Below are 25,111 nucleotides of genomic sequence, written 5' to 3' on the forward strand. Positions count from 1 at the left end.
TCCGTGTCCTGAGCGCATTCCTTGAGGGTGGGGAGTTTAAAGGAAAATGGGGGTTTTCAGTCGCTCGAACACAATACGTTTTGTCGCTATCGCACTGAGTGAGCGTCAATCAAGACGAGCAGCTCCTTCAACCTAGCAATATCCTCCTCATAAAAGGCATTACATTGCGTCACGACCACATATTCATAGCCGGTCGCTTTTTCATGGGTGCTGCATACAATCCCCGGACCTTCCCCGCCATCCTGCCTTCCATACACGACATCCCGCGCATCCGTCAGCACCCAGCCTGCCATTGCCAATTTCGTCCTGGCTGATTCAGGAAGTCCATCGAAGTGCATGATTGCCTCAGCATTCGGCAGCTTGACGAGCAAGTTGTATGGCGACGATAAAGAACTCATTCCCACGGTTTTCGTGACTTCGGCGAGGTCCTTACCCCGCACGATAAACGTGGGGAGGCCGTCTAGATCACCTTCATAAGTTGACTGATGAAGTGGCGAAAATTTCAGGACTTCAATTGCGCCCTTGCTGACACAGCTGACGAGCTCCAGCATTGGCTGAACGTCATGAAACTCGCAGGTGGACTCTTGAGCAAACAATGTCGGTGATAGAAGTGTCGTGCAGAATGCGAACACCCACCTCAAACAAGATTGGGGCAAGCTCAACTGAATGCCCCTGTACGCATTTCCATTCACTGAGCCACCTGCTCCAATACATTCAATTGAATCGCTGGAATCCAAGAAATTCCACAAAGCCGCCGAACGCGCCATCGACCACCACGTCAAACTGCCCACTGAACCAAACGCAACACGCGAGACCGGCCTCTTTAGCCTCTCCCCGGCACCGACGCCGAAGCACTCATGGCCAACGCCTCCGAAGACCGCCTGTCCATAAGCGTCATTGCCTCAGACCTCGCCGACGACCTCCACGGCTCCCGCCGCTCGGTTGCACATTTAGTAGCATTTGCTCGGAGCTATTGGCTCAATCACTTCCGACCGAAGTCGCTTAGCAGCATCGAGACCTGACTCGTATCCCTTGTCGGCGGCTAGCTGATAGCAAGCCAAGGCACGAGGAATATCCTTCTCGCCGAGATCGCCACTCTTCCAGTAGTCACCAAGCGCGACAATTGCATGCGCTGACCCCATGGAGCCGGCACGAATAAGCTCTTTCTCAACATCAATTGGCCGCTGGCACGGTCCGCTTCCGGCCGTTTCATTGCCAAAACAATAGAAGCTTGCCAGACCCTCAGCGCCTCCTGGTGAATTCACAGCTGCTGCTTTGAAAAAAGCCTCAACTTTGCTGTATTCCAACTGCGGAGCCATACCCGACAGACTCAGCCTAGCCGCAGACTCACTGGAAATAGGATCGCCTGAAGCAGCTGCACACAGGTAATTTTCCAAAGCCGCTTCAAAAAGCTCCACTGTGAGTCGATATTGCTCAAGACCACCCAAACTAATAAACCCTTGTGCACGCTGTGAGCAGAAATTTTCCTCACGACTCAATGAGCGCGTACTGGCTACAGAAAGCTCCTTTTCGGGAATCGACCAATCCTCAACCCCCTCAAGCGTCCAGCAGGCTTTACGCGAAAAGTTGAAGATCTTGATATTGCTGTTTCCGGCACGTTTATCCACAACGTCAACGTGACGATCATCCACCTTCTCGACTTCTATTCCTTCGACTTTCCCATCTGGCACCGCAGCCATTAAGGGAAACGCCATCTCGCGCCCCACCACTGCAGTGACGTGAGTCACTATCCGTCCTATATCCGACGTCCCCTTCAACACCAATAGCTTCACGGCCTGCGCAGTTAGTCGCTTCTGCGATTCGGCATTAGCGGAGAATGCTGGAAGAAACTGTGCAAAGTCTTGCGTAGGGCACGAGCCACGTCCAATTGTCGGGCCACTCCCGGTATCGGACGCGATATTGTCCAAAAACACTGAACGGTCGCGACTCATACTGGCGATGCAATTGTTCACCGCTGACACATGCGCCGAAGAGCCCGGTTCCGTCTCCAACGCATCGACCTGGCAATCGGTATCGCGCAGTTTGATCCAGGCGCGCTGAGCCTCCTGAACCGTTGCCTTTTGGCTCGCCGCAAGAACTGGATCGGTTTGATACCCACCCTCGAGCCGAACCATCAGTTCTTGATGGTATTCAACTGTTTATCTGCAGCAACCTTGGCACTCACAGAACATCTTTCCCTCTGAGAGTTCGTAGTGATATCGGCACATGCATCGTCAGCAAATGCATGTCCCCCCAACAGAGATAAACCACCAATCAGCACGGCGGGAAGCACCGGAATAAGATATTTACTCAAGGTAAACTCCAACAATATTTTGCGAAAGTGTATTTTTAAGTCGTGCTTACTCTTCAAGGGATATAGCCATTTTCAGAGTAGATCCATTCAGATAAACGACTGCTTCGCGCCCATTAATATCGACAGGGGTAGGATTCTGGATCATTCCTTCATCACTAGCCTTCGCAATTTTTGTTAACGTCTTATCCGCAACATTGGCACGCCAAATAGTTCCATCACCATTCTTGAAATAAAACGTCGGCCGTGACTTGCTCCAAATCGGAGCATATATATTCCAACCAGCCTCGGGCCGACCAGCCTGCGCTATCGTTTCATACCCTGAGGTGTGCGAGTAGTACGCTTGCAATTTTCCATACTCACCACCCCAACCGAATGTCAAACCACTAACAGCATTTTCATCAGTATTTGGCCACTGCTGGAACAGCAAACTGCTTTCCAATGGCGGAGATTTTGAACCGAGCTTATAGACCATCCCCCGCAGCTGATTCTTGGAGAGCTGCTGTCGATAGTAAAACGCCCCATCCAAGATTCCCGCGAATCTTTTCCCTTCGTCGTTTGAACCCAAACTCAAAGCACCGTCAAAACCGATATCTTTCGCAATCGTGTGCAATACCGGCCTGTCGTTGCGATCAACGTACTCATATAAATTACCCCGGTACGCAATCATCGCCGCATCAAAATGCCCTTCAAACACGATGACATGCAACATGCCTGAAATTGTTTCTGCGGAGATCACAAATCGTTCGACAGCCCCTTTTTCATTGGGAAGCCATGCTAAATCAATGACCTTCCATGAGCGCTCAAACTGTGTGTACGGCTTATCACCCAACATTAACTTAATATCTTTCTGATTTGGCCTAGACGCACTAGGAACCGGCGACAGAAAGCGTATCTGCCGAACATAAGAGTCCTCTAAACACTCCACTGACTCACAAGAGTTACGCTCTGACTCAAGCCATTCACTTTCGATTATTTGTAAAACTCGCCGATTTTTTATCGGTTTGAAGACCTCACTGAGCTTTTCGTCCATTGCGGACAAAGAAGGAGAACTACAGATTTTCCTCTCTACTTCCGTCGAAGCTTTGCCACAGTCGAAACTCGCAGAAAATGCGCCCGAACTGAATAGCAAAAAGGTTAACGATAAAAAGCAAGGGAGCGAATGTAAATTTTTCATTGAATCAGCCATCAAAGAAATTTTCCCACCATCGACACGGATACGTTACGCTCCGCCTCAAAATCAAATAATTTTGGCGCAACAAATAAATCCGTCCCCTCTCTCACAAGCGTCGAGCCTTCGAGAACCACCGTTGCATCGACGCCTTTGGCTGGACTGAACGTAGTGGCTTCGGCCACCCCCCGGGATCGTCCACATCAGCCCGAGCAGTAATACAGCCAGAATTTTTAACTGCATTTGCTCGCCCTTACTCCCACTTGCATCCGGACTCTGGAGAGGAGTCGATGCTAGTGTTGATTCTGAAGCTGTACACCTTGCCGCTGGACTGCTTTGTGTAAGACATCGAGACGATCTGCGAGCCTTGAGTCATCAACTCATAAGTGCCCGTGACCTTCAAACGCTTTACTTCACTGTTTGTTCTTGTCCGGAGCCATTGCCAATTGACGCGCTCGCTCTATCGTCGCGCGGATCAAGCAGGAGTTCGACCATTCCCCAAACACCGATTTATACGATTTCGCCTCAGGCAGACACTCCGCATCGCGAAACTTCATCCAGGCTCTTTGGGTTTCTCTCAGCTCTTTCTGTGCTTTTTCGTCCAACCGCTCCATGCGCTCCCGGTAAACCAGGTTGAGCAGTGCATCCGTATCCGTCACGACCAGATCAAGCGTCCCACTCGGCAAAGTTGGCCACACAACGTCCGCCAATGCCTGCTTGGTTTCGTTGTTCCAATTGTAGAAACCGTTCTCTTCAATTTTCAGCCGGGCAGACCGCCCATAGTGATTGGTCGGATCGCTCTCGCTGACTTCCGATTGGTAAACAATTTCCAGATAGATCGGGTCACTTGAGCGCTGAGGATCATTCAGCAGCGTTTGTCGAACAATGGCGCGTTGCTTTTTGCTCTCGGTTATTTCAATCGAAAAGCAAGGATCCGGGCCGGGACGGTCGGACGATTTCCCCCTCGCCAGACAATCTTTACGAAGGGCCATGGACGGAGCATCCGGCCCCCATCCTACGTCTACAACCCTCACGAGCAGTCGTATTTCCGGATCTTTGGAAAAATCCGCCTGAAGCACCGTTGCGATCATCGTGCCTTCCGCATGGGCGAGGGACGATAGCAGTAAAAAAACGACGCCGAATCTGAAAATCTTCATTCCTTGGTTTCCTTGAAAAACTATAAAAGTCTGCAATTCACACGATCTGAATTTGACCCACTCAACCTCAGAATCAGATACAGGTGTCCTGCTGTAAGACCCTTCCACTTTCTGACGCAAACGTTTAAACAGAACTTACGATCCTCCGATCTTCTGCTAAACGGATGTCATGTTTGTCGGACATTTCCCGCAAGACACCGAGCCATCCATGAACTATCCGACCTCTCCGTTCGCCGTTAACCTTGATTTGTCACCGCAAAAAACGGTGACACGGACGTGCAAGTCCGGGTAAAAGACGACGCGCAACGTGATTGGTCGCTGATCAGGCATATCGCTGCTCGCGGTATCGACTCTATGGCGGCTGTGCGTGGGAGAACCTTCTTTCGAGAGCGATCTGCCGGGTCCGTCTGCCCGGTCTTGCACACCTGCGCACAGTTGCCACCTTATTTGCGTGCAAGCGAACGGTGGTGGCTCCTTACCTACAGACGGAGATACGCCCATGTTCAAAGTAACGCCCAACCCGCCAGAAAGTACTGGTGCCCCTGCCGAAGAATCCCTCGACACTGCGACGCTCGGCAAAGAAGCCGCCGACCGCGCCTTCGCCCACTACTTCACGCCCCCCCACGACAAACAGTCCAAGCGCCGCAAAGGCAGACTCTTCAACGCCGCCAATGACATCGACTCGGAAGCCCTCCTGGCCAACGCCTCCGAAGACATGCTGTCCATCAGCGCCATCGCTGCCAAATTAGCCGACGATGTCGAAGGCTCAAACCGCTCCGTAGCGTTAGCCCTTAGCCGAATTGCCGATGGCGCGCAGCTTACGGTGGAGCGTGCGCTGGATCATCTGGAGGAGTTAATTGCGGCAAGGCAGGAAGTGAAGACGTAAAGATAAGAAGGGGACGGATTCAAATAAATCCGTCCCCCGTTAAGCCATTTTTCGGTCAGTTATTAAGCTTGGCAACGCACTTCTCATAAAGCTTTGAATACTTTTTGTCGTACACCAATTCAACCGGCTCATCAAGATCAGCCGAGGCATTAAACAAGGTTTTGTCTTGCGGATAATACTTGATCCAGCCGACGATACCTTCTCCCGACGCATCATAGTGCAACTGCGCGAGCACTCTCTCTCCATTGTCATCATCAATCAGCAAGTTGATGTTTTCTTTCTTTGTATAACGAAATGGAAAGTTACTGCTTCTAACCAGCTCTGTCAGATACCCATAGCAACCCGCACTGTCTGAGCGCGCATCAACAGTTTCATCGTTACCTGCAAACACCAAACTGGCAAAAGCCGAAAAAACAAAACCAAAAAACAGGTTCAAGCTGATACGTTTATATTTCATGACTTTCATTTATTCACCTTTCTCCAACGCTTCTACAAAACGAGCGCGAATCGCCTCAATGTGTTTTTTGTATACTGCTTGCACATTCGTATCGGTAGAGTGCCAGCGTGCCCACTGACCATTGTGCCGCTTGATATAGGCCGCCTTATACTCCATACCCGCTATCACCGAAGGCAATACGACAAAAACTTTCTTCTTGTCGGTGATTTGTGCGTTTCCGCCTTGACCGCTCATCCCTTTGTTTTCAAACGCCGACCACGTACCGGTGGGGGTGTATTCAGGATTGGCCTCAAAAATAGAACTGTCCCAACCATAGTATGGAGGTTGACCAAAAGCTTCCATACCACCGGTTCCGCAATGCGCGTATTGACCGGATTCAAAGTGGCCGGTCTCATCGCGATACATACGCTCAATAATGACCGCCATCTCTTTACCGTATTTCTCGTAAATTACTTTGATTGCGGCTTTGCCATCTGCGACTGTAAATAATCCAGCATGAGCAACAGGACCTTTGGCCTTGAAATTACCGATGAACTCTATCGGATGAAAATGATAAATCTGACTTGGCAACGGGATTTGCATGGCACCTGCCATCTCATCCCAGAACACGAGCTTATCTATTCGCTCTTGCTCATGCTTGAGCAATTCAGGCGAGTCCTTCATCAATTTTTTCAGCCGTTCCCACTTGGGCTCAGTGGACTTCGCTTGCCATTCCGTTGGATGGTAAGCAATCAGTTTCGACCACTCGCTGCGTATCTCAGGATCTCGCAAAGCACTTTGCAGTTCTGCAGACGTGACTTCGTTATCCTGTGTACCTTTTGCATCAATCCTGGCATACAACTCCTTAAAGAAAGCGGGCATGTCATCTGGATCCAGAAACCCGTCGGCTATGGCATTGCTCTCTTTGATGACTTTGAAGCCAAGCTTCTCCCAATCATGCTGACAGATTATTTCCTGTTTTTCTTTTTCGATAAACCCGGTTTGCGGCTTGCCGTCACTCTGAAATATGGCCCGAACCCATTCCTTGCCTGCACTGTCTTTAATAATGGTTGGACGATCAACGGGCACTAATGTATCTGCTGGTAACCCGGGCTCCTGAGGAGTGAATACCGGTGCCTGATCGGTACCACCTTTGGCAGCTAATACCTGACCCTTTTTCAACTTCAGATATTTTTTGCCTTCAACCAATGCTGCAGGATTTTTCAAATACTCTTCAAGTTTCTCATCCGAGCTGAAAATCTCGATGTGAACCTGATGTTTCTTGCTGATATTTCCTTTATCGTCCGCAGGTGTTTCGTAGAGACCTAGATAACCGATCGGCTCACCCGCCTTGATTGCTGAATTACACACCACAACACTGTCAAAAACAGTAGGAATTGTGCTTTTTCTCTTGATAACAGCACCTGACCCGACATCGTCCACACTGCACCAGAACGTCGCAGGTAAAACACCCTTGCCTTTTAGGCCTGTGCCTGCCGACGGAACGAAAGTGCATTCTGCCATGGGGTACTTTTTACCATCCACTAACAGCCATTTGATCTTGTCACTGTCAAAGCGGATTGTACTTCCGGTACACAGCACTTGATCGGGAGCTACTTGTTCTCCTGCTTTATCGCCGGATGGAGCTCCTCGAACCTTCAGACCACGCGGAGCGGTAATCGTAGCCTCCACCATGCCTTTCCAGTAGCCGGGAACCTTGCGCTCGGGTGGGAGCACTGTTTTCAAGCGTTCCTTGTTTTTGCTGTTCTTAATGGGCTGACCGTTTTCTTCGGTAGCGAACCAGACGACATCATCTTTCTTGAGTTCACCAATTTTTCCCTTGAGGATTTTGCCCTGAGCAAAATTGTATTTACCGTCAGCCGTCGGCTGCTCTTTTAGTATTTCAAACTCGACACCCGACGGTATGTTTTCCACAACCGTACTTTGTGGATCGTCTTTATGATGTGTTCGAGCAGGCCAGCCACCGTTAACAACGGCAACTACTCTAGGGGCTTTCTCTTCTTCTGCCGTGTAAAGTTCATAGGGCAACACGTGCATGTAAAGGCTAAAGAAAACCAGCTTATTGGTTTTTACTCCCTCGGACTTTTCATTCGCGGGTGATTCATACTCGTGTCGAACAAGACAAAATGAAGTGGAGTACTGCAAGCCTTTGGCCGGTTCGAAATCCGACGTCAGATAGTTCTTGTTCAAGCGATAGGCGACGACTACCCCATCGGCCATACAGCGCACAGGCTCGTCCCTGATGCACTGTGGTGCACTGGCGTTAGTGATGTGGATTCCACCGTGCCAGAAATGGTTGCTTCCGAGCAAATAGTGCCCGGCTGTCTCGCCTTCCAAGGCTTTGTACAGTTCCTCTGCATCCTCAAACTGGCTGCCGCCATGCTTCCTGATCGGGTATTGGAAACTCATTTTTTGCGTCGACGCAGCGGCAGCAGGCGTTGTGGCAGGTGTTGCCGCAGGAGCGGCCGCCGTTGCGTTATCCGGATGCGTCAGATTCGAGATATCGAACCCACGAGGGTTCACCGTCGCATGACCTTGCGCCAGGTTGGGGTGACCTTTGGTGCCGTTCCTCAAAACCTCAAAATGCAAATGGGCACCGGTTCCGATACCCGTGTTACCACACGGGCCGACCGTTCCACCCTTTGCTACTGCTGCCCCCATCGCCAAGGGCGATGCTGAGCGCATATGTGCATAAAGCGTATGCACGATTTCAGCGCCATTCGCGTGCTCTAGAACGACCACATTGCCGTAGCCATTCATGACGCCTTTATAAACAACCTTTCCCGCGCCGGCTGCTGGAATGGGTGTTCCAGCGGGTGCCGCCCAGTCTTCACCCCGGTGTGGTCTGACCAACCCGCTCACCGGATGCACCCGAGTAGGGTTCCATGCACTCGTATAATGAAATGGCGCGCCTGGATTAAAATATTCCATATTGATTACTCACTGTACTCGTCACAGTAGAAGATCGAACTTCCTTGTTGCTTTGGATCGGCGATCAAAATCGGAGCATTGCCTTCACTCTGATTTATTTTTAAGTCTTTGAAGCGCTCACGTAAGGCGGCTTCAACTACCACTGGACTTTCTTTCAAGTAGATGGCGTGAACACTGAAAGGGCCTTTATACGGAATGGCAATCTGGCTGACCGTCAAACCATAGAATTTATCGTTCACGCAATAAAACGCAGCTTCATCAACCCGACAAGGTTCAAGCTTTTTATCAATAAAATATTGGCCACTTGGCTTGTTGGTAACCGGGTCGAGAAAAATGTTATGGATGTTGCACGTTTCAATACCGGTGAACTGCTCCTCCAGCGTCATTTGGGAGCAAGCGCTTAATACCAAGAGTGCAATAAGCAGCGGCGCCCGTTTGAATCGCTGCATTGCCTGAGATGTTCTGATGTTGAGCATTCGCTTCATCCTTACTCTGAAAACACAAAAAAAGCTTTCGGCTTAACCTTCTCAGGCACCGCATTCCCCAACGCCTGATCCATCAAACTCCCCGCCTTATCCTTATCCGCCGCCCCCGGCAGCACCGGCGGTTTAATCCCGATTCCAGTCCCCGACCCAGCCGAGCCACCGGCATTGATTTTGATCACCGGCCCAACCACCGTAACCCCACCACCATCCAGCTTGATAAAGCTCCCACCACCCACGATGGTCAGCTCCGTCCCCGCCTCGATAACAATCTTGTCCCCAGCCTTAAGGTGAATCTCTTTCCCCACGCTGGTGAGCTGCGCAGTCCCCAGCTTCACATGCTGGTTCTGCCCAACCGTGAGGTGATCATCCAGCTTCGCTTCAACCTTGCGGTCGGAGATCGTGGTGCGGTGTTCTTCAGCCTTCAGCTCGGTGTAGGTGTTCTTCACCACCGTGTCGTGACGTTCATTGCCGACCCGAATCTTCTGGTCATGCTCAACGTTTTCATCCCAATCGCGCTGGGCGTGGATGTAGATCTGCTCCGAACCTTTCTTGTCTTCGATGCGCAGTTCGTTATACCCACCACCACCCGGCGAGCTAAGCGTTTTGAACACGCTGCGAGTCTTGTTCGCCGGGAGTGCATACGGCACCGGGTTTTCCTTGTGGTACAGGCAGCCGGTCACCAGCGGTTGGTCGGGGTCGCCTTCGAGGAAGGTGACGAGGACTTCCATGCCGATGCGCGGGATGGAGATGGCGCCGTAGCGGTCGCCGGCCCAGGAGCTGGAGACGCGCAGCCAGCAGCTGGTTTTGTCGTCGGCCTGGCCTTCGCGGTCCCAGTGGAACTGGACTTTGACGCGGCCGTACTGGTCGCAGTGGATTTCTTCGCCTTTGGGGCCGGTGACCATGGCGGTCTGGCTGCCGAGCACGCGTGGTTTCGGGTGTTCGAGCGCCGGGCGGTAGAACACGTCCCACGGGGTGGCGAGGAAGCGGTTGCGGTAGCCCTGGTGGAAGTCGTCCTTGTTGTCGGTGGTGTCGCTGGTCACGCCTTCTTCGAGGACTTGCGGTTGTTTGCCTTCGTGGAAGATTTCGGTGAGCAGCCACAGGTCGTTCCACTCGCTGCGCGGGTGGTCGGACATTTCCATGAAGTGGCCGCTGACCAGTCTGGTCTGGTCGCCGCGACCTTCGGCCTGGCGGTAGTCGGCGCGGTGGCGTTCGAGGGCGCGCTGGCTGAGGAACTTGCCGCGCGCGCGGTCGATGAAGCGGCCGGGGTAGTCGTAGTCTTCGAGATCCGGCTCAGTGCTCTCACCGTCAGGTTTGTACGCGGCTTCCATTTGCAGGCGCGGTTTTTCAAAGTCGTAGTCGCGGCGCGTGGTGCGCGTGGTGCGGGTTTCCAGGCGCAGTTTGAAGGCTTTGATCACCGGCTCGTCGGCGACCATACCGCTGCCCTGCACATAAGCAGTTGGCTGCCCAAGGTTCTGGAACACGGTCTGGTCGTCGCCGAACACCAGCAGGTGCGCTTTTTCGCTGTGCTGGAAGTGGTAGTGAATGCCTTCCTCTTCGCACAGGCGCTGCACGAAATGCAGGTCGGTTTCGTCGTACTGCACGCAGTAGTCGCGATCCGGGCACGGCCGGCTGAGCTGGAAGCTGTAGGCGTTGCTCTTGATGCCGTGCTCTTCGAGGATCAGCGCGATAATTTTCGGCGCCGACATCTGCTGGTAGATGCGCTGGTTGGTGCGGTGATGCAGGTATTGCAGTTGCGGCACCATCGACACTTTGTAGCGAGTCAGGCGCTTGCCGGCATCACCCTGGGCGACGCGGTAGATCTGCCCGTGAATGCCACTGCCCTGCGGATCGAAAGCCAGGAAGGCCTGTTTGTGCAGGAGTTTTTCCAGGTCCAGATCCGGGTTTTCGCTGACCAGTTCGAGGTCGAAGCGATACGCCTGGCTGATGCCTTCGGTGCCGGTGAACGACAGCACTTGCAGGTCGCCGACGTAGTCTTCGACCTTGAGGCTGAAGTGGGTTTCGTTAGCTGAGTTGAACATCGTGTGCTCCCTGTTCGAATGTCATCCGTTACGCCCGAAGTCGCAGACGTTGCAGCCAGGACGAAGTGGCGCCCAAGGCGTCACGCAATTGTTGGGCAGTGATGGTGCGTTCTGCCGGGTTGAAGCTCAGCGCGGTTCGCAGCGCGTGCCAGCCGTGCTGGGGTAGATTCGCTGGGGCGCGCAGTTCGCGCTCCAGGTGCTCGTCGCGGGCCTGGGTCGAGGGCAAGCGGCGGAACGGGTGTTTGCCGCCCGCCAGTTCATAGATCACGCAGGCCACGCCGTACACGTCCGCGCTGGCCGACAACGGTTGGCCCTCAAGCAGTTCGGGGGCGGCGTAGCCCGGGGTCCAGGCATTGAAGCGCTCGCGGCTCAGGTGCGGCAGGCCGGGCAAGGTGCCCTCCTCTGCCTGTCCCAGACCGAAGTCGAACAGGCGCAGGCCGTCTTCGCTGAGCATGACGTTGCTCGGTTTCAGATCACCGTGCAGCACGCCGCGACGGTGGGCGTAGGCCAGCGTGTCGAGCAGCGGCAGCACGATGTCGCGCAGTTCTTTCCACGGCAAGCCGAGGGGCCGCTCGCAGAGCAATTTGTCCAGGGTCAGGCCACGCATGTATTCCATGGTGATGAAGGCCCGCTGGCAGTCGGTGTCGACTTCAAAGGTGTGCGCACGCACGACGTTGTCGTGGCGCAGGCGTCGGGTCAGGGCGAACTCGCTGTAGAGCAAGGCACTGGCATCCGGCGATTCGGCAAATTCTTCGCTGAGGATTTTCAGCGCAATGTAAGGGTCGGGATCGCCGAACTGCTCATGCAGCAGATCCCGCGCCCGGTAAACGGCGCCCATGCCACCGGCCCCGAGCAGACGCTCGAGGTGGTAGCGACCGGCGAGTACATCTGGCAGCGCACCGATGCTGGCCTTGGTCGGCGCCAGCAGCGGTTCGGCCTTGTTGCCCTTGGCGAAGGCGAAATAGGTCAGGTTGTTGGCCTGCTCTTCGCTGATCAACAGCTCATCGATGGCCGATTCGAGTTCACTCATTGGCGGATCACCACGGCAGTCAGGTTGTCCCGCGCAGCGCCACGCAGGGCGCCGTCGAACAAGCGTTCCAGCGCGACATGTGGCGCGCTGAGGCTGAGGGCGTTGCCGAGGGCATCGCTGCTCAGGCCCTGATACAAACCATCGCTGCAGAGCAAAAACACATCGCCCGGATAGACCTCGAGTTCAAGCACATCCAGGGTCAGTGTCTCGGCGGCGCCGACGGCTCGGGTGAGTGCCTGAGCCGCCGGGTGCGCTGCCGCCTGTTCGACGCTCATTTGCTGCTCGTCGATCAGTTGCTGTTGCAGCGAATGGTCCTTGGACAGCTGATACAAACGCTGCCCGCGCCACATGTAGCAACGGCTGTCGCCGGCCCAGATGCAGGCCGCGCGATTGCCTTCCACCAGCAGCGCGACGACGGTGCTGCCCATGATGCTGTCGTGACGTCCGGCGGTGACGGTCAACTCCTGCCCCAAACGCCGGTTCAGCCAGTGCAGGCACTGGCGGATGGCTTTGAGGCGTTCGTCGAAGTCTTCGTGTTGCGGCAGTTCAGCCAGGCTGGCGACGATCAACTGGCTGGCGATGTCGCCACCCTGATGACCGCCCATGCCGTCCGCGACCACCCACAGCCCCTGCTGTGGCGAGTCGAGGAAGGCATCTTCGTTGCGCGCCCGCACCTTGCCCGGGTCGGTCCGCGCCGCGCTGCGCCAGGCACTGGCCACCAGCATCAGAGCTGCACCGGCATACGGAAGGTGCGCAGCACGCCCATGTCGAACGGGTTCGGCGTGCGCTGGCTGGTCAGCAGGTAGTTGGCGCGCAGGCCGCCCACGTCCGCTTTCAGCACCAGCACGTCACGACCGTTCAGGTACTCGGTCTGCATCAGATCGAACAGACGGAACAGCGACCATGGGCCGGAGTTCTTCTCGATGCCGATCGGGCGCCCGGCCATCTTGTCCATGACCAGACTGGTGCGACCGTCTTCAGCATCGGTCGGCCACTTGAAGGTCATTGGCAGGATCGGGCCGTGACGGTATTCCATGGTCTTGTCGCCGAACTTGAATTCGGAACGGCTGACCGCCGGATCAAGGGTGTATGGCTCGAGCTTGAACTGCACGGTCGGCTCGGCCGGGTTGATCGAGAAGAAGCTTTGGCGAATCGTCTGCGCCGCCGCCATCTGATCGAGGTAGACCTTCGATACCGGCAGGCTGTGACCATCGACGCTGCGCATGCGGTAGTTGCCCGGATCGCCGCTGACGAATGGACGCATGTAGCTGTCGAAGAAGCGGTCGACGGTGCCTTGAGCACGGAAGAACTCGCGGAAGTCGCTGATCGCCACATCGCTGGTGCTGCTGGCGCTGAACGGATAACGCTTGCTGATGGTTTTGCCGTACACGCTGTACAGCTCGTTCTGATAACGGCCGTTCAGGTATTGATAGGCATCGTTGAGCACCAGGCGCCACGAGTCCTCGGCCAGTACGTTGAACCACACGCTCAGCGGACGCGGCAGACGACCGGAGGCATTGCGCAGGTTGGTCAGCGCATCACGCTGGCCGCTCATGCGCGTCTTGGCCATTTCGAACGCGGCTTGCTCCGGCGTGCTGGAACGGGCCAGACCGGCCAGTTGCAGTTGCAGGTCGTTGAGCGCGCTGAACGCTGGCGTCAGGTCAGCGCCCGGGCCGTTGTTGTCATCGAGCAGACGATGCAGCGGTTCGAAGCGGCGCTGCAGGGATTTCTTCGCGGTGTCCGGCAGGTTCTTCGCCACGTTCAGCGCCGAAGCCTTGTCGGCGGCAGCGGCGGCGAGTTTGCCGACCTTGCCCAGTTTGCCCTTCTGCCCGGCCAGCGCATCGGCAGCTTCGCCGGCTTCATCGACCGGATCAGCAGCGGCTTCGAAGCGCGTGTTTTCGCGCACTTCGGTGAGCAATGCGAGGACCGGCGAGTTGGCCGAAGTCAGGCCCGCCAGTTGCTCGGCGCCTTCGCCGGCGTCGCTGATCGGTGGCAATGCGACCTGGCCAACGGCTTCGCTCCAGTAGTTGGCGTAGTCGCGAAAGTACAGCTGCTCAAGCTCGACCATCAGGCGACGCAAATCCATGTCACTGATGCCCGCGCCTTCGCCCAGCACCCAGTTGTCACGCAGGATATCGGTGACCAGCGCTGCACCCTGTACCGAGAAATACTGCTGATAACCCTGCTGGGTGTAGAAACCCGGGATCACGTATTCAGTGCCGATGAACAACGAGCCTTGCGGGCCGAGATGTTGGCTGAAGCGATAGTCCGGCAGGTTGCGCGCCTGCTCGCGGAGCATGCGGTAAACCACGTTGGCCAACGATTCGCTGCGCAGAACCTGACGCGCCTGCGTCACCAACTGATCGTTCAGCGGGTAGATGAACGGCTGCTTGAGCAAACGCTCCAGGTGCGTATTCAGACCGTTCTGCACCGCAGTGTTGCCGGTGTAGCGCTGCGACCAGTCAGTGGCGACCCAGTCCTTGAGCCACGCCGCGTCGCGACGATCCTTCATGTTCAGCATCAGGTAGGCGCGCAGGCTGTTGAGCAGGCGATCGCGGTCCTTCATGTTGGCGCGGATCTGCCCTTCGAGCATGGTCGCCACCCGTGGCAGCAACTGCGCTTCAAGCTCACGCTCGTAAGCGGTTTTGACCACCGGGTTGATCTCTTCGCCCTGATACAGGCCGCCACGTTCGTGGTACGACACGTCGCTTTTGCTCGGGAACACCTGAGTCGCGGCGTAGCTGGTGTCGAGGACTTTCAGCACGCCCATGGCGTCATCGCGCGGCGTCACCGCCGAGCGTTGCTGAGTCCAGTTCTGCGCCAGCGTGCGCAGGTTTTCCAGACGCTCGTAGTTGGCCGAGAAACCGCCGGCCCAGAGCATGCCGAACAGTGCCAGCGCCGCCAGTGCGCCAACGTACAGCGCACGTTGGCCCCAATGAATGCGGCTGCGCTCGCGCTTGTCCAGGCCAGCCAGATCGGCCTCGGGGAAAATCACCTGGCTGAGCAAGTGGTGGATGAACCGCGAACGGCCGCTGCGCAGGGTCGGCAGCACACCGGCGTTAAGGCCCAGGCTGGCGCCGATGCCGGCGGTGGTCGAATCCATTTCCTGGGTCAGGTGCGGCGCGCTGGTCAGGTAGAAACCGCGCAGTTGCGTGGCGCGCTGATAGCGGTTGCCGGTGAACGCCATGTCGACGAACAGGCACAGACGCTCGCCGATCTGTCCCAACTGATGCGGGAAGTCGAGGATGCGCCCACGGCGCTGAGTATCGCGCTCGGAGTGCATGCGCATGATCACTTGGCTGTTCAAGCGGCGCAGCAGCTCTTCGAACTCGCTGCGCAGAACCGCGACATCGGTGCCGACCTGATCCTTGCGGAAACTGGTGCCGAGCACCTGATCGCTTTCTTCGCGGGTCAGTTGATCGAAGAACTCGTCGAAGCCGAGCAGCTTGTCAGCCTTGCTCAGAACCAGATACACCGGCACGTCGACGTGCAGTTTCTGATGCACGTCCTGCAGTCGGCTGCGCACCTGGCGCGCCAGTGTCTCGATGTCCTGCTCGCTGCCGCCGGTGAGGGTTTCCACCGGGATGGTCACCAGCACGCCGTTCAACGGGCGGCCGCGACGACGCTTGCGCAGCAGTTCCAGCAGGGTGGTCCAGGCGTTGCCGTCGACTTCCGCGTCCGGTTGAGTGGTGTAGCGCCCGGCGGTGTCGATCAGCACACCGTGGTCGGCGAAGTACCAGTCGCAGTGACGGGTGCCGAGGGTGTCGCGGGTCAGCTTGCGGTCGATCTTGTTGATCGGAAATTCCAGACCGGAAAAGTCCAGCAGGCTGGTCTTGCCCGAGGACTGCGGACCGATCAGCAGGTACCACGGCAAGTCACTGCGCCAGCGCTCGCTGCGACCGCGATACAGGCTCGACGTTTTCAGGGTTTTCAGCGCGTCCTTGAAGCGCGCCTTCAACTCCTTCTGTTCTTCGTCGATCAACTCTTCGCGACGAATGCGGTCCTGGCCGTCCTCGCTTTCTTCCTCGGCTTTCTTGCGAATACCCGCGCGCCAGCTGACGAAGACCATGGTCAGGCCCCAGATCAGGAACAGCACGCTGATGGTCAGCAGGCGCGAGGTCGCGCTTTCCCAGAACTTGTAATCATCGACCGCCAACAACGGGCCGACGAACCACACCAGCAGCGCCACGAACAGCACCAGCAGCAGAGTCCAGACCCAGGTCTGGCGCAGGAAGGCGCCGACTTTCTTGAAAAACTTTTTCATCACACGTCCCTGTTTTACGGCTGCGCCTGCGGTTGTACCGCGGCTGGATCAAGCGGCTGATAAGGTTGCAGAACGGTGTCGCGCTGCTCGCCCAAAACCCAGGCGAAGCCCGAATACATCACGACCAGGCAGACCAGCGTAAAGAGCACCACCATCCACGCCGGCACGATGCGCACCAGATTGCGGCGCTGATCGTTGAGGCCTTCCCAGTGCGGCGACAGCTCGCGCGGCACGTCGCCACGCAACTGACGGATCTGCCGGTACAAGGCGTCGCGGATGCCTTCGAGTTCGAGCATGCCGCGCGCCTGAACGCGGTACTTGCCCTCGAAACCGAGCGACAGGCACAGGTACATCAGCTCGAGCATCGGCAGGTGCTTGACCGGGTTTTTCGACAGCCGATCGAGCAGCTGGAAAAACTTCTCGCCGCCGAAGGTTTCGTTGTGGAAGCTGCTCAGCAGGCTCATCTGCGACCACTCGCTTTCGTTGCCCCACGGCGTGGTCACGACGGCTTCGTCGACCACGGTGCAGAGCACGTAACGCGCGGCCATTACCTGGCTGCTTTCGGCGCCGTTGTGCAGGGCGCGCACTTCGAACAACTTCAGCCCGGCGGTCAGGCGCTCATTGAGCGCGTACAGGTCTTCGCGGGTTTCGCTGTGCTTGAGGCGCACCACTTCCGAGAGCAGGTCGGACGAGGCCGCGACCAGCGAGTTGAGGCTGATGTTGAACGCTTCGGCCGGGCGCAGGCGCGCGGCGTAGATCATGCGTTCTTCCAGTTGCTCGAAGCGCGGCGGCGCGGCGAAGTCGGTCAATGGACTCGACGCCGGCCCGTGGCCCTGGCGATCGAGCAGGACGGTTTTATCGTCCTGGCTGTAATCCGTTTCCTTGATCATGTCGGTCAGTTCCTGATGGCCCAGAATTTCAGTTCAAGCTCGGCGAATTCGCCGGACACGTGGAACGCGAAACCGCCGGAGCGCTCGAGTTGTGCGAGGTCTTCGGAACTGAGTTCGAGGATGAAATAGGTTTTGTTCGAGTGGAACGCGATCTGCCGTGGGGCCACCGGCAACGGTTTGACCTTGATCCCCGGCAAGTGCAGGTTGACCAGTTGGCGGATGCGCTCCACCGGGCCGACCTTGAGGTGCTGCGGCAAGCGCTGACGCAGTTCTTCGGAGTCGCAGTTGGCACTGGCTGCCAGCACGAACGAGGCCGAGCCGAGCAGTTTGTGGTCGTGCAACGGCGAAACGATGATGCCGTACTGACGCGCCTGCAGGATCAGCTCGATGGCGTGCTGTTCGAGCACCATCGACAGCACCTGACGGATCGCTTCCATCAGTTTGCGGAAGCTTGCGCCCTGATCGGCATGGGAATAGCGGCTGTCCAGACGCGGGCGTTTGCTCTCGCCGGAGAAGGTCGCCAGATCGCCGAGCATGGTCAGCAGCGTGCGATACAACTCTTCCGGATGCACCTGCTCAAGACCCAGATAATGGCGCAGCAGCAGTTCGGTGCGGTTGATCAGTTGCAGCATCATGAAGTCGCCGACTTCAGCGCCGCCGACCTTGCCGTTGGAGCGAATCCGCTCGGCGATGGTGTCGCCACGGTGGCTGAGCATGCTGATGACTTCTTTCAGGCACGACAGCAGGTAGCTGGAGGCGTGGGCCTGAATGTAGGTCGGGACGAAATCCGGGTCGAGGCTGATCACGCCGTCGGGCGTGGTATCGAGCACGTCGCAGATCTTCAGCTTGACGTAGGCCTGGTCGCTCTGCTGCTCGCCGAGCAACAGCTTGAAGTCCGGACGACCGCAGCTGACCTGGCTGGCGGAATCGTCGCCGGCGTTGGAATCGGCAACTTCGGCGTCGTACGCGGTGTAGCGCGCGAGCACGTCGGATTGCTCCGGGCGGCGGGCCTCGATGTGGTTGCCGGTGACCAGTGGCAGCGCCAGATAGATCGGCGTGTTGCCGGTGTTCGGCGGCACGTCCAGCGCCAGCGGTTCGGTGTTGCCACCGAGCTCGAACAGGCTGCCGTCCGGCAGAATCCCCGAGGCTTCACTGATCACCAGTTTGCCCATGTTGAGGAATTGCAGGTCGATCTCCAAATTGAGAAAACCCCAGGTGTAGCCACCGAGCAACTGCGTGCGGGTTTTCATCTGGTGATCGTAGTAACGATCGTTGTGCTGGAAGTGCTGCGGGCGCAGCAGCATGCCTTCCTGCCAAATGACTTTATGGGTGTTCATGATCAGTCATCCGCCTTGGCGAGCACTTGATGGGTGTTACGGATGCCGGTCTGGTCCAGCGTCAGGTCGACGTCGGTGACTTCCAGCGCAGTGATCTGAACCGTGTGGCGCCACTGGGTGTCCGGCAAGTCGCGGTAAGCGGCAAGAACGCCAACATAAAGGCTGCCCTCTTCCACCTTGAGCTTCATCTCCACGGTTTCACCCGGGCGCAGTTCGAGTTCTTCGCTGGCCACCAGATCCGGGTTGAGGGATTCCTTGGCGCGCTCGTAGAGGCTGAAGAAATCAGCGTTCTCGAAAGTCACCGGATGCTTGAGTTCGAACAGGCGCACGACGATTGGCGACGGCCGACCGTTGAGGTCCGGATTGAGCTGATCGCTGCCGGTCAGTTTCAGGTTGATCTTGGTCACTTTCGAGTACGGCGACAGCGACGAGCAACCGGCAAGCAGCACCAGCACGGTGAGCGCAGTCAGCGTCTTGAAAAAAGCGGTCGAGCGGCGAGACATGCGCATCATCCTTGGTGGTCGGTGTGGAGGGTTGAGATCAGGCGGATCTGTTCTTCGTAGGCCTGAGCGAAGTCGCGGGCCAGCAGGCGCTCGCTCCAGTCATCGTCCTGACGCAGGGCCTGGTGATAGCGGCCGAACGCTCTCCAGCGCCCGCCCGATGTCGCGATCAACGGCTTGTTGTCGCGCTCGAAACGCAAGGTCAGTTGCTCTGGCGAGAAATGCTCCAGCGTGCCCCGCACGGCGGCGCGACTGGCGGTCAGCAGTGCCACTTGATGCGCCTGCAAATCACGGAACGCGCGGGATATCGCCTGCTCGGCCGGCAGGTGCCCGGGCTTGCTCGGCTGCAACAGAATCTGCAGTGCTTCGCTCGGATCGACGGCGAATTTCAGCGGGTTCTTGTTGGTGCCTTGCACGGTGGTCTGGGCCAGACGCAATTCGTTTTTCAGCTCCGAGCGAGTACGCAGACTCTGCTGCAAACCGCCGACGCTCTGGCGCAGCAGGCGCGCAGCGTTCAGCGCCAGCGCTTCACGTTCGTCGTGTCTGAGGCCTTTCACGTCGATGCCCAGCGCCGCGCCGAAGTGCTCCCAGAAACCTTCGCTCTGACGCTCAACGGCTTTCGGTGCAGGCGCCGGCTCAGGTTCGGCCGGGGCGGCGATCAGCTCCGGGACCATCAGGCTTTCCATGTCGATGCGCGCGTAGTCGGCACGCTGACGGGAGTCTTCCGGCTTGGCGGTAGGCGACAGCAGCTCGTCGATTTCCGAGTACACGCGCTCTTGCTGCTCGAGGGCATTGAGCGGGTCGAGGTCGAGGAACGCGTCGTCCGGAATGATGCTGCCGGCCGCGCGCGGACGGCCGACTTCGCCGTCGAACGTGGCCGGATCGCGGACCAGCCGCGCACGAATCTCGAAGTCGCCGAGAATGTAGGTGCTGCCGTGCTCGATGCGCACCGGTTCGCCCTTGTGCAGGCGTGCGCCGCTGCTGCCGTCCTGGACACCATTGCTGCTGGTATCGGTGAGGAAAAACGAGCCCTCGCGGTAGCTGACAATCGCGTGGTGATTGGACAGGTGACGCTTGCGGTCAGGGATGATCCAGTCGCAGTCCTCGCCGCGCCCGATCACGCCACCGGCCTGCTTGAAGGTTCGCTGGCACAACTCGGTGGGCACGAACTGCTTGGTGTTCAGCATTTCGAAAACCAATTCCATGTTTGATGCTCCTTGCGGTCACTTGCCGCGATTGACCGCTTGCGGATCACCCAACGGGCGATAGTCGTTGTCGTTGAATTTGTAATTGCCGCTACAGCCGCCAAGGCCGCATAGAACGACGAGGGTCAGCAGGACAGCGTGCCAGTGACGAACAGACATCAGAGGGTCTCCAGGTGTAGACAAAGCACAAAGCGCCGGCCCTTGCGGGCGGCGCTGAAATGGGTATTTGCGGACATCTCGCGGGCTCTTTGCCTAGCCATCGAAATCGCCCAGATTGATGTTCAAGCGTCCCAGCCGGTACAGCAGCGTGCGCCGTGGCAGGCCTAGTTCGCGGGCGGCGAGGGTCTGGTTGCCGTCGTTCTTGCGCAGGCAATCGAGCAGCAAGGTGCGCTCGACCTGCTCCAGCCGTTCACGCAGATTCAAGCCGCTGTTGTCTTCGGGCATCGGCTCCAGACGCAGGGAAAAATGTTCGGCGAGCAACTCGCCACCCTCGCACAGCAATACCGCGCGCTCGACCAGTGCCTTGAGTTCGCGAACGTTGCCGGGGAAGGTGTAACCGCACAGATGTTCCAGTGCCGAGTCCGACCAGCGCACCGGATCACGCTGCAGAAACGTGCAGGTCTTCTCGGCGAAGTGCCGGGCCAGATCGAGGATGTCGCCTTCGCGTTGACGCAGGGCCGGCAGCTCGATCGGGAACTGCGCGAGGCGGTAATACAGGTCCTCGCGGAACTTGCCTTCGCTGACCAGCGCCGCCAGATCACGGTGCGTCGCGGCGATGATGCGCACGTCGATCTTGTGCGTGTCGTTGGAGCCCAGCGGACGAATTTCGCCTTCCTGCAACACGCGCAGAATCTTCGCTTGCAGCGACAACGGCATGTCACCGATTTCATCGAGCAGCAGCGTGCCGCCATTGGCCGCGTCGAACAGCCCGGCGCGATCGCGATCGGCGCCGGTGAAAGCGCCTTTGCGATAGCCGAACAGTTCGCTTTCCAGCAGGTTTTCCGGGAATGCCGCGCAGTTCTGCACGATGAATGCCTGGGAGCGACGCGGGCCGCAATCGTGAATCGCCCGCGCCACCACTTCCTTGCCGGTGCCGGTTTCGCCACGCAACAGCACGGTGTAGGGGCTGTGGAGGATCTTGCTGATCAGCGAGTAGGTCTGGCGCATCGCCGCGCTTTTGCCGATCAGGCCGTAGCCGCTGATGCTCGGCACGCTGCGTGTGGCCGTGGCCGATTCGGCCGGCGGCTGACGCAGGCGTTGCAGCAGATGCAGTTGGCCGAGCACGAACGAACCGAGCTGGCCGAGGGAATCGGCGAAACCCTGCAGGTCGGTACGCCGACGGCTGGCACACAGCAGCAAGCCCTCGACCGACTTGTGCTGGTTGACCAGCGGCACACACAACAGTGATTGCCATGACATACCCGCCGCCGGCAGAAAACTGGTTTCGTGCAGGCTGCCGGCCAGGTCGTCGAGGCACACCACGCGGTTCTGGCACAGGGCGAATTGCAGCAGTTGTTCACCGTTGTAATCCGCCGGCAGGCTCGCCGCCTGACGCGGTTGCAGCGCGCCGTCGAGATACTCGGCGTTCATGCCCAGGCAGGTGTGGGTGGCGTCGAGCAGATACAGCTGCGTCAGCTCGCAGCCACTCAGCTCGGCCAGACCACGGACGAATTCACCCAGCAGCGCGGCGCTGTTCGCCGCCCGCGACAGACTGGCGAACTGCGCCAGCAACGCTTCGGCGTAGACCAGTGGCTGCGGCACTTGAGTGAACATCACGCCCACCTCAGACGAACTCGCAGGTCACGCTGGAGTTGCCGTCGAGCGTGGCATGCACACGCTTGAGGCTTTCGCCGGTTGCCATGGCATCGAGCAGACGATCAGCCACCAGCGGCAACACGTGTTGATCGAGCAAATGGTCGATCAGACGCGCACCGCTTTCGCTTTGCGTGCAGCGCTCGGACAGGTGATCGACGAGGTTCTGGCACCAAGTGAAATCCAGCTGACGACGATTCAGGCGCTCGCCCAGACGGCCGAGTTTGATTTCGATCAGTTCGCGCAGTACCGGGCCGCCGACCGGGTAGTACGGCACGACTTTCATCCGCGCCAGCAGCGCCGGTTTGAAGTGTTTGCTGAGCACCGGGCGAATGGTTTCTTCGAGCACTTCGGCGGTCGGCCGTGCGCCGTCTTCGCAGAGCTCGCTGATCTTGTCGCTGCCCAGGTTGGAGGTCATCAGGATCAACGCGTTGCGGAAGTCGATCTCGCGACCTTCGCCGTCGTTGGCCACGCCTTTGTCGAAGATTTGGTAGAACAAGTTGAGCACGTCCGGATCAGCCTTCTCGACTTCATCGAGCAACACCACCGAATACGGCTTCTGCCGCACCGCTTCGGTGAGCATGCCGCCCTCGCCGTAACCGACGTAGCCCGGAGGCGCGCCGATCAGGCGCGAGACGGTGTGCTTCTCCTGGAATTCGGACATGTTGATGGTGGTGATGAAACGGTCGCCGCCATACAGCAGGTCAGCCAGGGCCAGCGCGGTTTCGGTCTTGCCGACGCCGCTCGGGCCGACCAGCAGGAACACGCCGACCGGTGCGTCAGGCTTGTTCAGGCCGGCCGCAGTGGCGCGCATCGAGCGATCCAGCGCGTGCACGGCTTGTTCCTGACCACGAATGCGCGTGCGCAGATCGGTGGCGAAACTGGCGACCTTGGCGTTGTGTTCGCGGGCCAGTTGCGCCAACGGCACGCCGGTCCAGGCGCTGATCACTTCGGCAACCAGACGCGGGCACACTTCGAAGCTGACCAGACGCTCTTTGACTTGCGCAGCAGTCAACGCCGTGTGGGTTTCGTGAAGCTGAGCTTCCAGCGCTTCGACGCTTTGGCCTTCTTCAACCTCAGCGACCACGGTTTCAATCACGGTGCCTTCGGCGTCTTCTTCAACGTTGACGGTTGGCTCGACCGCTGCGGCTTCGCGGGCCTTGGCCAATTGCTGACGCAGTTCCAGCAGGCGCTCGGCCAGTTCTTTTTGCTCAGTCCACAGGGTCTCGAGCGCAACCATCTCGCTTTCGGCTTCGTCCAGACGCGCTTCCAGTGCTTCCAGCGCTTCGTGGTCGATCAGCAGACCGGCCTCGGCATCGCGGCGCAGGGCCTGACGCTGACGGCCGCCTTCAGCCAGTTCGCCACGCAGGCGCTCAAGGCTTTCCGGGGCGGCGGCGAGGCTGATGCGCACGCGGGCGCAAGCGGTGTCGAGCACATCGACAGCTTTGTCCGGCAGCTGCCGACCGGCCAGATAACGCGCGGACAATTCAGCCGCCGAAACCACCGCGTCATCGCGCAGATAGATGCCGTGGCTCTTCTCGTAAACCTGGGCCAGACCACGGAGGATGGTCACCGCTTCGCTGACGGTCGGTTCGTGCAGTTGCACCGGTTGGAAGCGACGGGCCAGCGCCGGGTCCTTCTCGAAGTATTTCTTGTACTCGGCCCAGGTCGTCGCGGCGATGGTGCGCAATTCGCCACGGGCCAGCGCCGGTTTCAGCAGGTTGGCTGCGTCGGAGCCACCGGCATTGCCGCCCGCGCCGATCAGCGTGTGAGCTTCGTCGATGAACAGAATGATCGGTTTCGGCGAGGCTTTGACTTCGTCGATCACGCCTTTGAGGCGACGCTCGAACTCACCTTTGACGCTGGCGCCGGCCTGCAACAGGCCCATGTCCAGCGAGAGCAATTCAACGCCTTTGAGCACCTGCGGTACTTCACCGGCAGCGATGCGCGAGGCCAGACCTTCGACGATGGCGGTTTTACCGACACCGGCTTCACCGACGACGATCGGGTTGTTCTTGCGGCGACGGGCAAGGATGTCGACCATCTGCCGGATCGCGCCGTCACGGCACAGCACCGGGTCGAGTTTGCCGTCGCGGGCCTGCTGGGTCAGGTTGTGGGTGAAGCGCTGCAACAGCGATTCGCCTTGCGCGGCCGGTTTGCCATTGGCCGCCGGCTGCTCCTGTTGCGACAGGGCAAATTCTTTCAAGCGATCAATGTTCAGTTTGGCGAGCAGCGGCTGATAACGGCTGCCGGCGTAGCGCATCGGGTTGCGCAGCAGCGCGAGAATCAGCGCGGCGTCTTCAACCTGGGTCTGGCCCAGTTCAAGGTTGGCCACCAGCAGTGCGTCTTGCAGCCACTGCACCAGTTCCGGAGCGAACACCGGGTTGCGCGAAGCGCTGTGCTCGACCCGCGATTGCAGCGCGGCGCTCAGCTCTCCAGCGTCAACGTCAGCATCTTGCAACGCGCGCGACAGCAAGCCGTTCGGGCGCTCGAGCAGGCCCAGCAGCAAGTCTTCGACCAGAATCTTGCTGCCGCCACGGGCCACGCAACGCTCGGCCGAACGCTCCAGATCACGACGGGTTTCGGCGTCCAGCGCCTGGATGAGTTGTTGCAGGTCTACGTTGATCATGGCTCAC

Annotated in this window: 19 protein-coding genes and 2 pseudogenes; 2 read left to right on the forward strand and 19 right to left on the reverse strand. The window is 58.1% G+C overall.

Annotated features, from left to right (window positions below; genetic code table 11):
- Positions 1-86: 86 nt before the first annotated feature.
- Positions 87-767 carry a hypothetical protein gene (locus tag CXF97_RS24245; protein WP_175559539.1) on the reverse strand — a complete coding sequence of 227 codons (681 nt, stop codon included), beginning with the start codon at positions 765-767 and terminating at the stop codon, positions 87-89.
- On the opposite strand from CXF97_RS24245, the pseudogene CXF97_RS28570 reads away from it, so the two are divergent.
- Positions 667-947 (forward strand): annotated as a pseudogene (locus CXF97_RS28570) (DUF6124 family protein); the annotation flags it as partial. The gene CXF97_RS24245 and the pseudogene CXF97_RS28570 overlap by 101 nt on opposite strands.
- Positions 948-950: 3 nt before the next feature.
- Here the strand turns inward: CXF97_RS28570 and CXF97_RS24255 are convergent.
- From CXF97_RS24255 to CXF97_RS24265, 4 genes and pseudogenes are all read right to left on the reverse strand, one after another.
- Positions 951-2,314, reverse strand: a pseudogene (locus CXF97_RS24255) (lysozyme inhibitor LprI family protein).
- Positions 2,315-2,360: 46 nt separating this feature from the next.
- Complete coding sequence (locus CXF97_RS24260) at positions 2,361-3,500, reverse strand: lysozyme inhibitor LprI family protein (RefSeq protein ID WP_101161671.1); 1,140 nt, start codon at positions 3,498-3,500, stop codon at positions 2,361-2,363.
- Entirely contained in the window at positions 3,500-3,667 is a 168-nt protein-coding gene (locus CXF97_RS28085) for a hypothetical protein (RefSeq protein ID WP_157830924.1), read from the reverse strand. Before CXF97_RS28085 ends, CXF97_RS24260 begins: the two co-directional genes overlap by 1 nt.
- Before the next feature lie 228 nt (positions 3,668-3,895).
- A complete protein-coding gene (locus CXF97_RS24265; protein WP_101161673.1) occupies positions 3,896-4,639 on the reverse strand; it encodes a lysozyme inhibitor LprI family protein in 744 nt (247 codons plus the stop codon).
- Between the two features lie 499 nt (positions 4,640-5,138).
- Between CXF97_RS24265 and CXF97_RS24275 the strand changes: the two genes are divergently transcribed.
- Entirely contained in the window at positions 5,139-5,525 is a 387-nt protein-coding gene (locus tag CXF97_RS24275; protein WP_101161677.1) for a DUF6124 family protein, read from the forward strand.
- 55 nt (positions 5,526-5,580) lie between these two features.
- Here the strand turns inward: CXF97_RS24275 and CXF97_RS24280 are convergent, their stop codons facing one another.
- From CXF97_RS24280 to tssH, 14 genes are all read right to left on the reverse strand, one after another.
- Complete coding sequence (locus CXF97_RS24280; RefSeq protein WP_101161679.1) at positions 5,581-5,991, reverse strand: hypothetical protein; 411 nt, start codon at positions 5,989-5,991, stop codon at positions 5,581-5,583.
- Positions 5,992-8,913, reverse strand: a complete 2,922-nt coding sequence (locus CXF97_RS24285) for a M23 family metallopeptidase (RefSeq protein WP_101161681.1) — start codon at positions 8,911-8,913, stop codon at positions 5,992-5,994.
- A gap of 5 nt (positions 8,914-8,918) precedes the next feature.
- The gene (locus CXF97_RS24290) at positions 8,919-9,389 is read right to left on the reverse strand and encodes a hypothetical protein (protein WP_101161683.1); all 471 of its coding nucleotides are present in this window, start codon (positions 9,387-9,389) and stop codon (positions 8,919-8,921) included.
- Between the two features lie 11 nt (positions 9,390-9,400).
- On the reverse strand, positions 9,401-11,437 hold the full coding sequence (locus tag CXF97_RS24295; protein ID WP_101161685.1) for a type VI secretion system tip protein VgrG: 2,037 nt from the start codon (positions 11,435-11,437) through the stop codon (positions 9,401-9,403).
- Between the two features lie 28 nt (positions 11,438-11,465).
- Positions 11,466-12,467 (reverse strand): serine/threonine-protein kinase, encoded by a 1,002-nt coding sequence (locus CXF97_RS24300; protein WP_101161687.1) that lies wholly within the window; start codon positions 12,465-12,467, stop codon positions 11,466-11,468.
- Positions 12,464-13,192 carry a PP2C family serine/threonine-protein phosphatase gene (locus CXF97_RS24305; RefSeq protein ID WP_101161688.1) on the reverse strand — a complete coding sequence of 243 codons (729 nt, stop codon included), beginning with the start codon at positions 13,190-13,192 and terminating at the stop codon, positions 12,464-12,466. Before CXF97_RS24305 ends, CXF97_RS24300 begins: the two co-directional genes overlap by 4 nt.
- The gene (tssM, locus tag CXF97_RS24310) at positions 13,192-16,731 is read right to left on the reverse strand and encodes a type VI secretion system membrane subunit TssM (protein ID WP_101161690.1); all 3,540 of its coding nucleotides are present in this window, start codon (positions 16,729-16,731) and stop codon (positions 13,192-13,194) included. The genes CXF97_RS24305 and tssM overlap by 1 nt, the downstream gene beginning before the upstream one ends.
- 14 nt (positions 16,732-16,745) lie before the next feature.
- On the reverse strand, positions 16,746-17,621 hold the full coding sequence (gene icmH / locus CXF97_RS24315; RefSeq protein WP_101161691.1) for a type IVB secretion system protein IcmH/DotU: 876 nt from the start codon (positions 17,619-17,621) through the stop codon (positions 16,746-16,748).
- Positions 17,622-17,626: 5 nt separating this feature from the next.
- Positions 17,627-18,958: a type VI secretion system baseplate subunit TssK gene (gene tssK / locus CXF97_RS24320; protein ID WP_016772510.1), complete on the reverse strand. Its 1,332-nt coding sequence runs from the start codon at positions 18,956-18,958 to the stop codon at positions 17,627-17,629.
- Between the two features lie 2 nt (positions 18,959-18,960).
- A complete protein-coding gene (gene tssJ / locus CXF97_RS24325; RefSeq protein ID WP_101161693.1) occupies positions 18,961-19,461 on the reverse strand; it encodes a type VI secretion system lipoprotein TssJ in 501 nt (166 codons plus the stop codon).
- Positions 19,462-19,466: 5 nt separating this feature from the next.
- Entirely contained in the window at positions 19,467-20,663 is a 1,197-nt protein-coding gene (tagH, locus tag CXF97_RS24330) for a type VI secretion system-associated FHA domain protein TagH (RefSeq protein WP_101161695.1), read from the reverse strand.
- A gap of 18 nt (positions 20,664-20,681) precedes the next feature.
- Positions 20,682-20,822, reverse strand: a complete 141-nt coding sequence (locus CXF97_RS24335) for a hypothetical protein (RefSeq protein WP_003229566.1) — start codon at positions 20,820-20,822, stop codon at positions 20,682-20,684.
- Between the two features lie 93 nt (positions 20,823-20,915).
- Positions 20,916-22,436, reverse strand: a complete 1,521-nt coding sequence (locus CXF97_RS24340) for a sigma-54-dependent Fis family transcriptional regulator (protein ID WP_101161697.1) — start codon at positions 22,434-22,436, stop codon at positions 20,916-20,918.
- Positions 22,437-22,446: 10 nt separating this feature from the next.
- Positions 22,447-25,104, reverse strand: coding sequence for a type VI secretion system ATPase TssH (gene tssH, locus CXF97_RS24345; protein WP_101161699.1), 2,658 nt, complete (start codon positions 25,102-25,104; stop codon positions 22,447-22,449).
- Positions 25,105-25,111 lie beyond the last annotated feature (7 nt).

The sequence above is a fragment of the Pseudomonas sp. Choline-02u-1 genome, from assembly GCF_002836515.1.
Taxonomy (GTDB): domain Bacteria; phylum Pseudomonadota; class Gammaproteobacteria; order Pseudomonadales; family Pseudomonadaceae; genus Aquipseudomonas.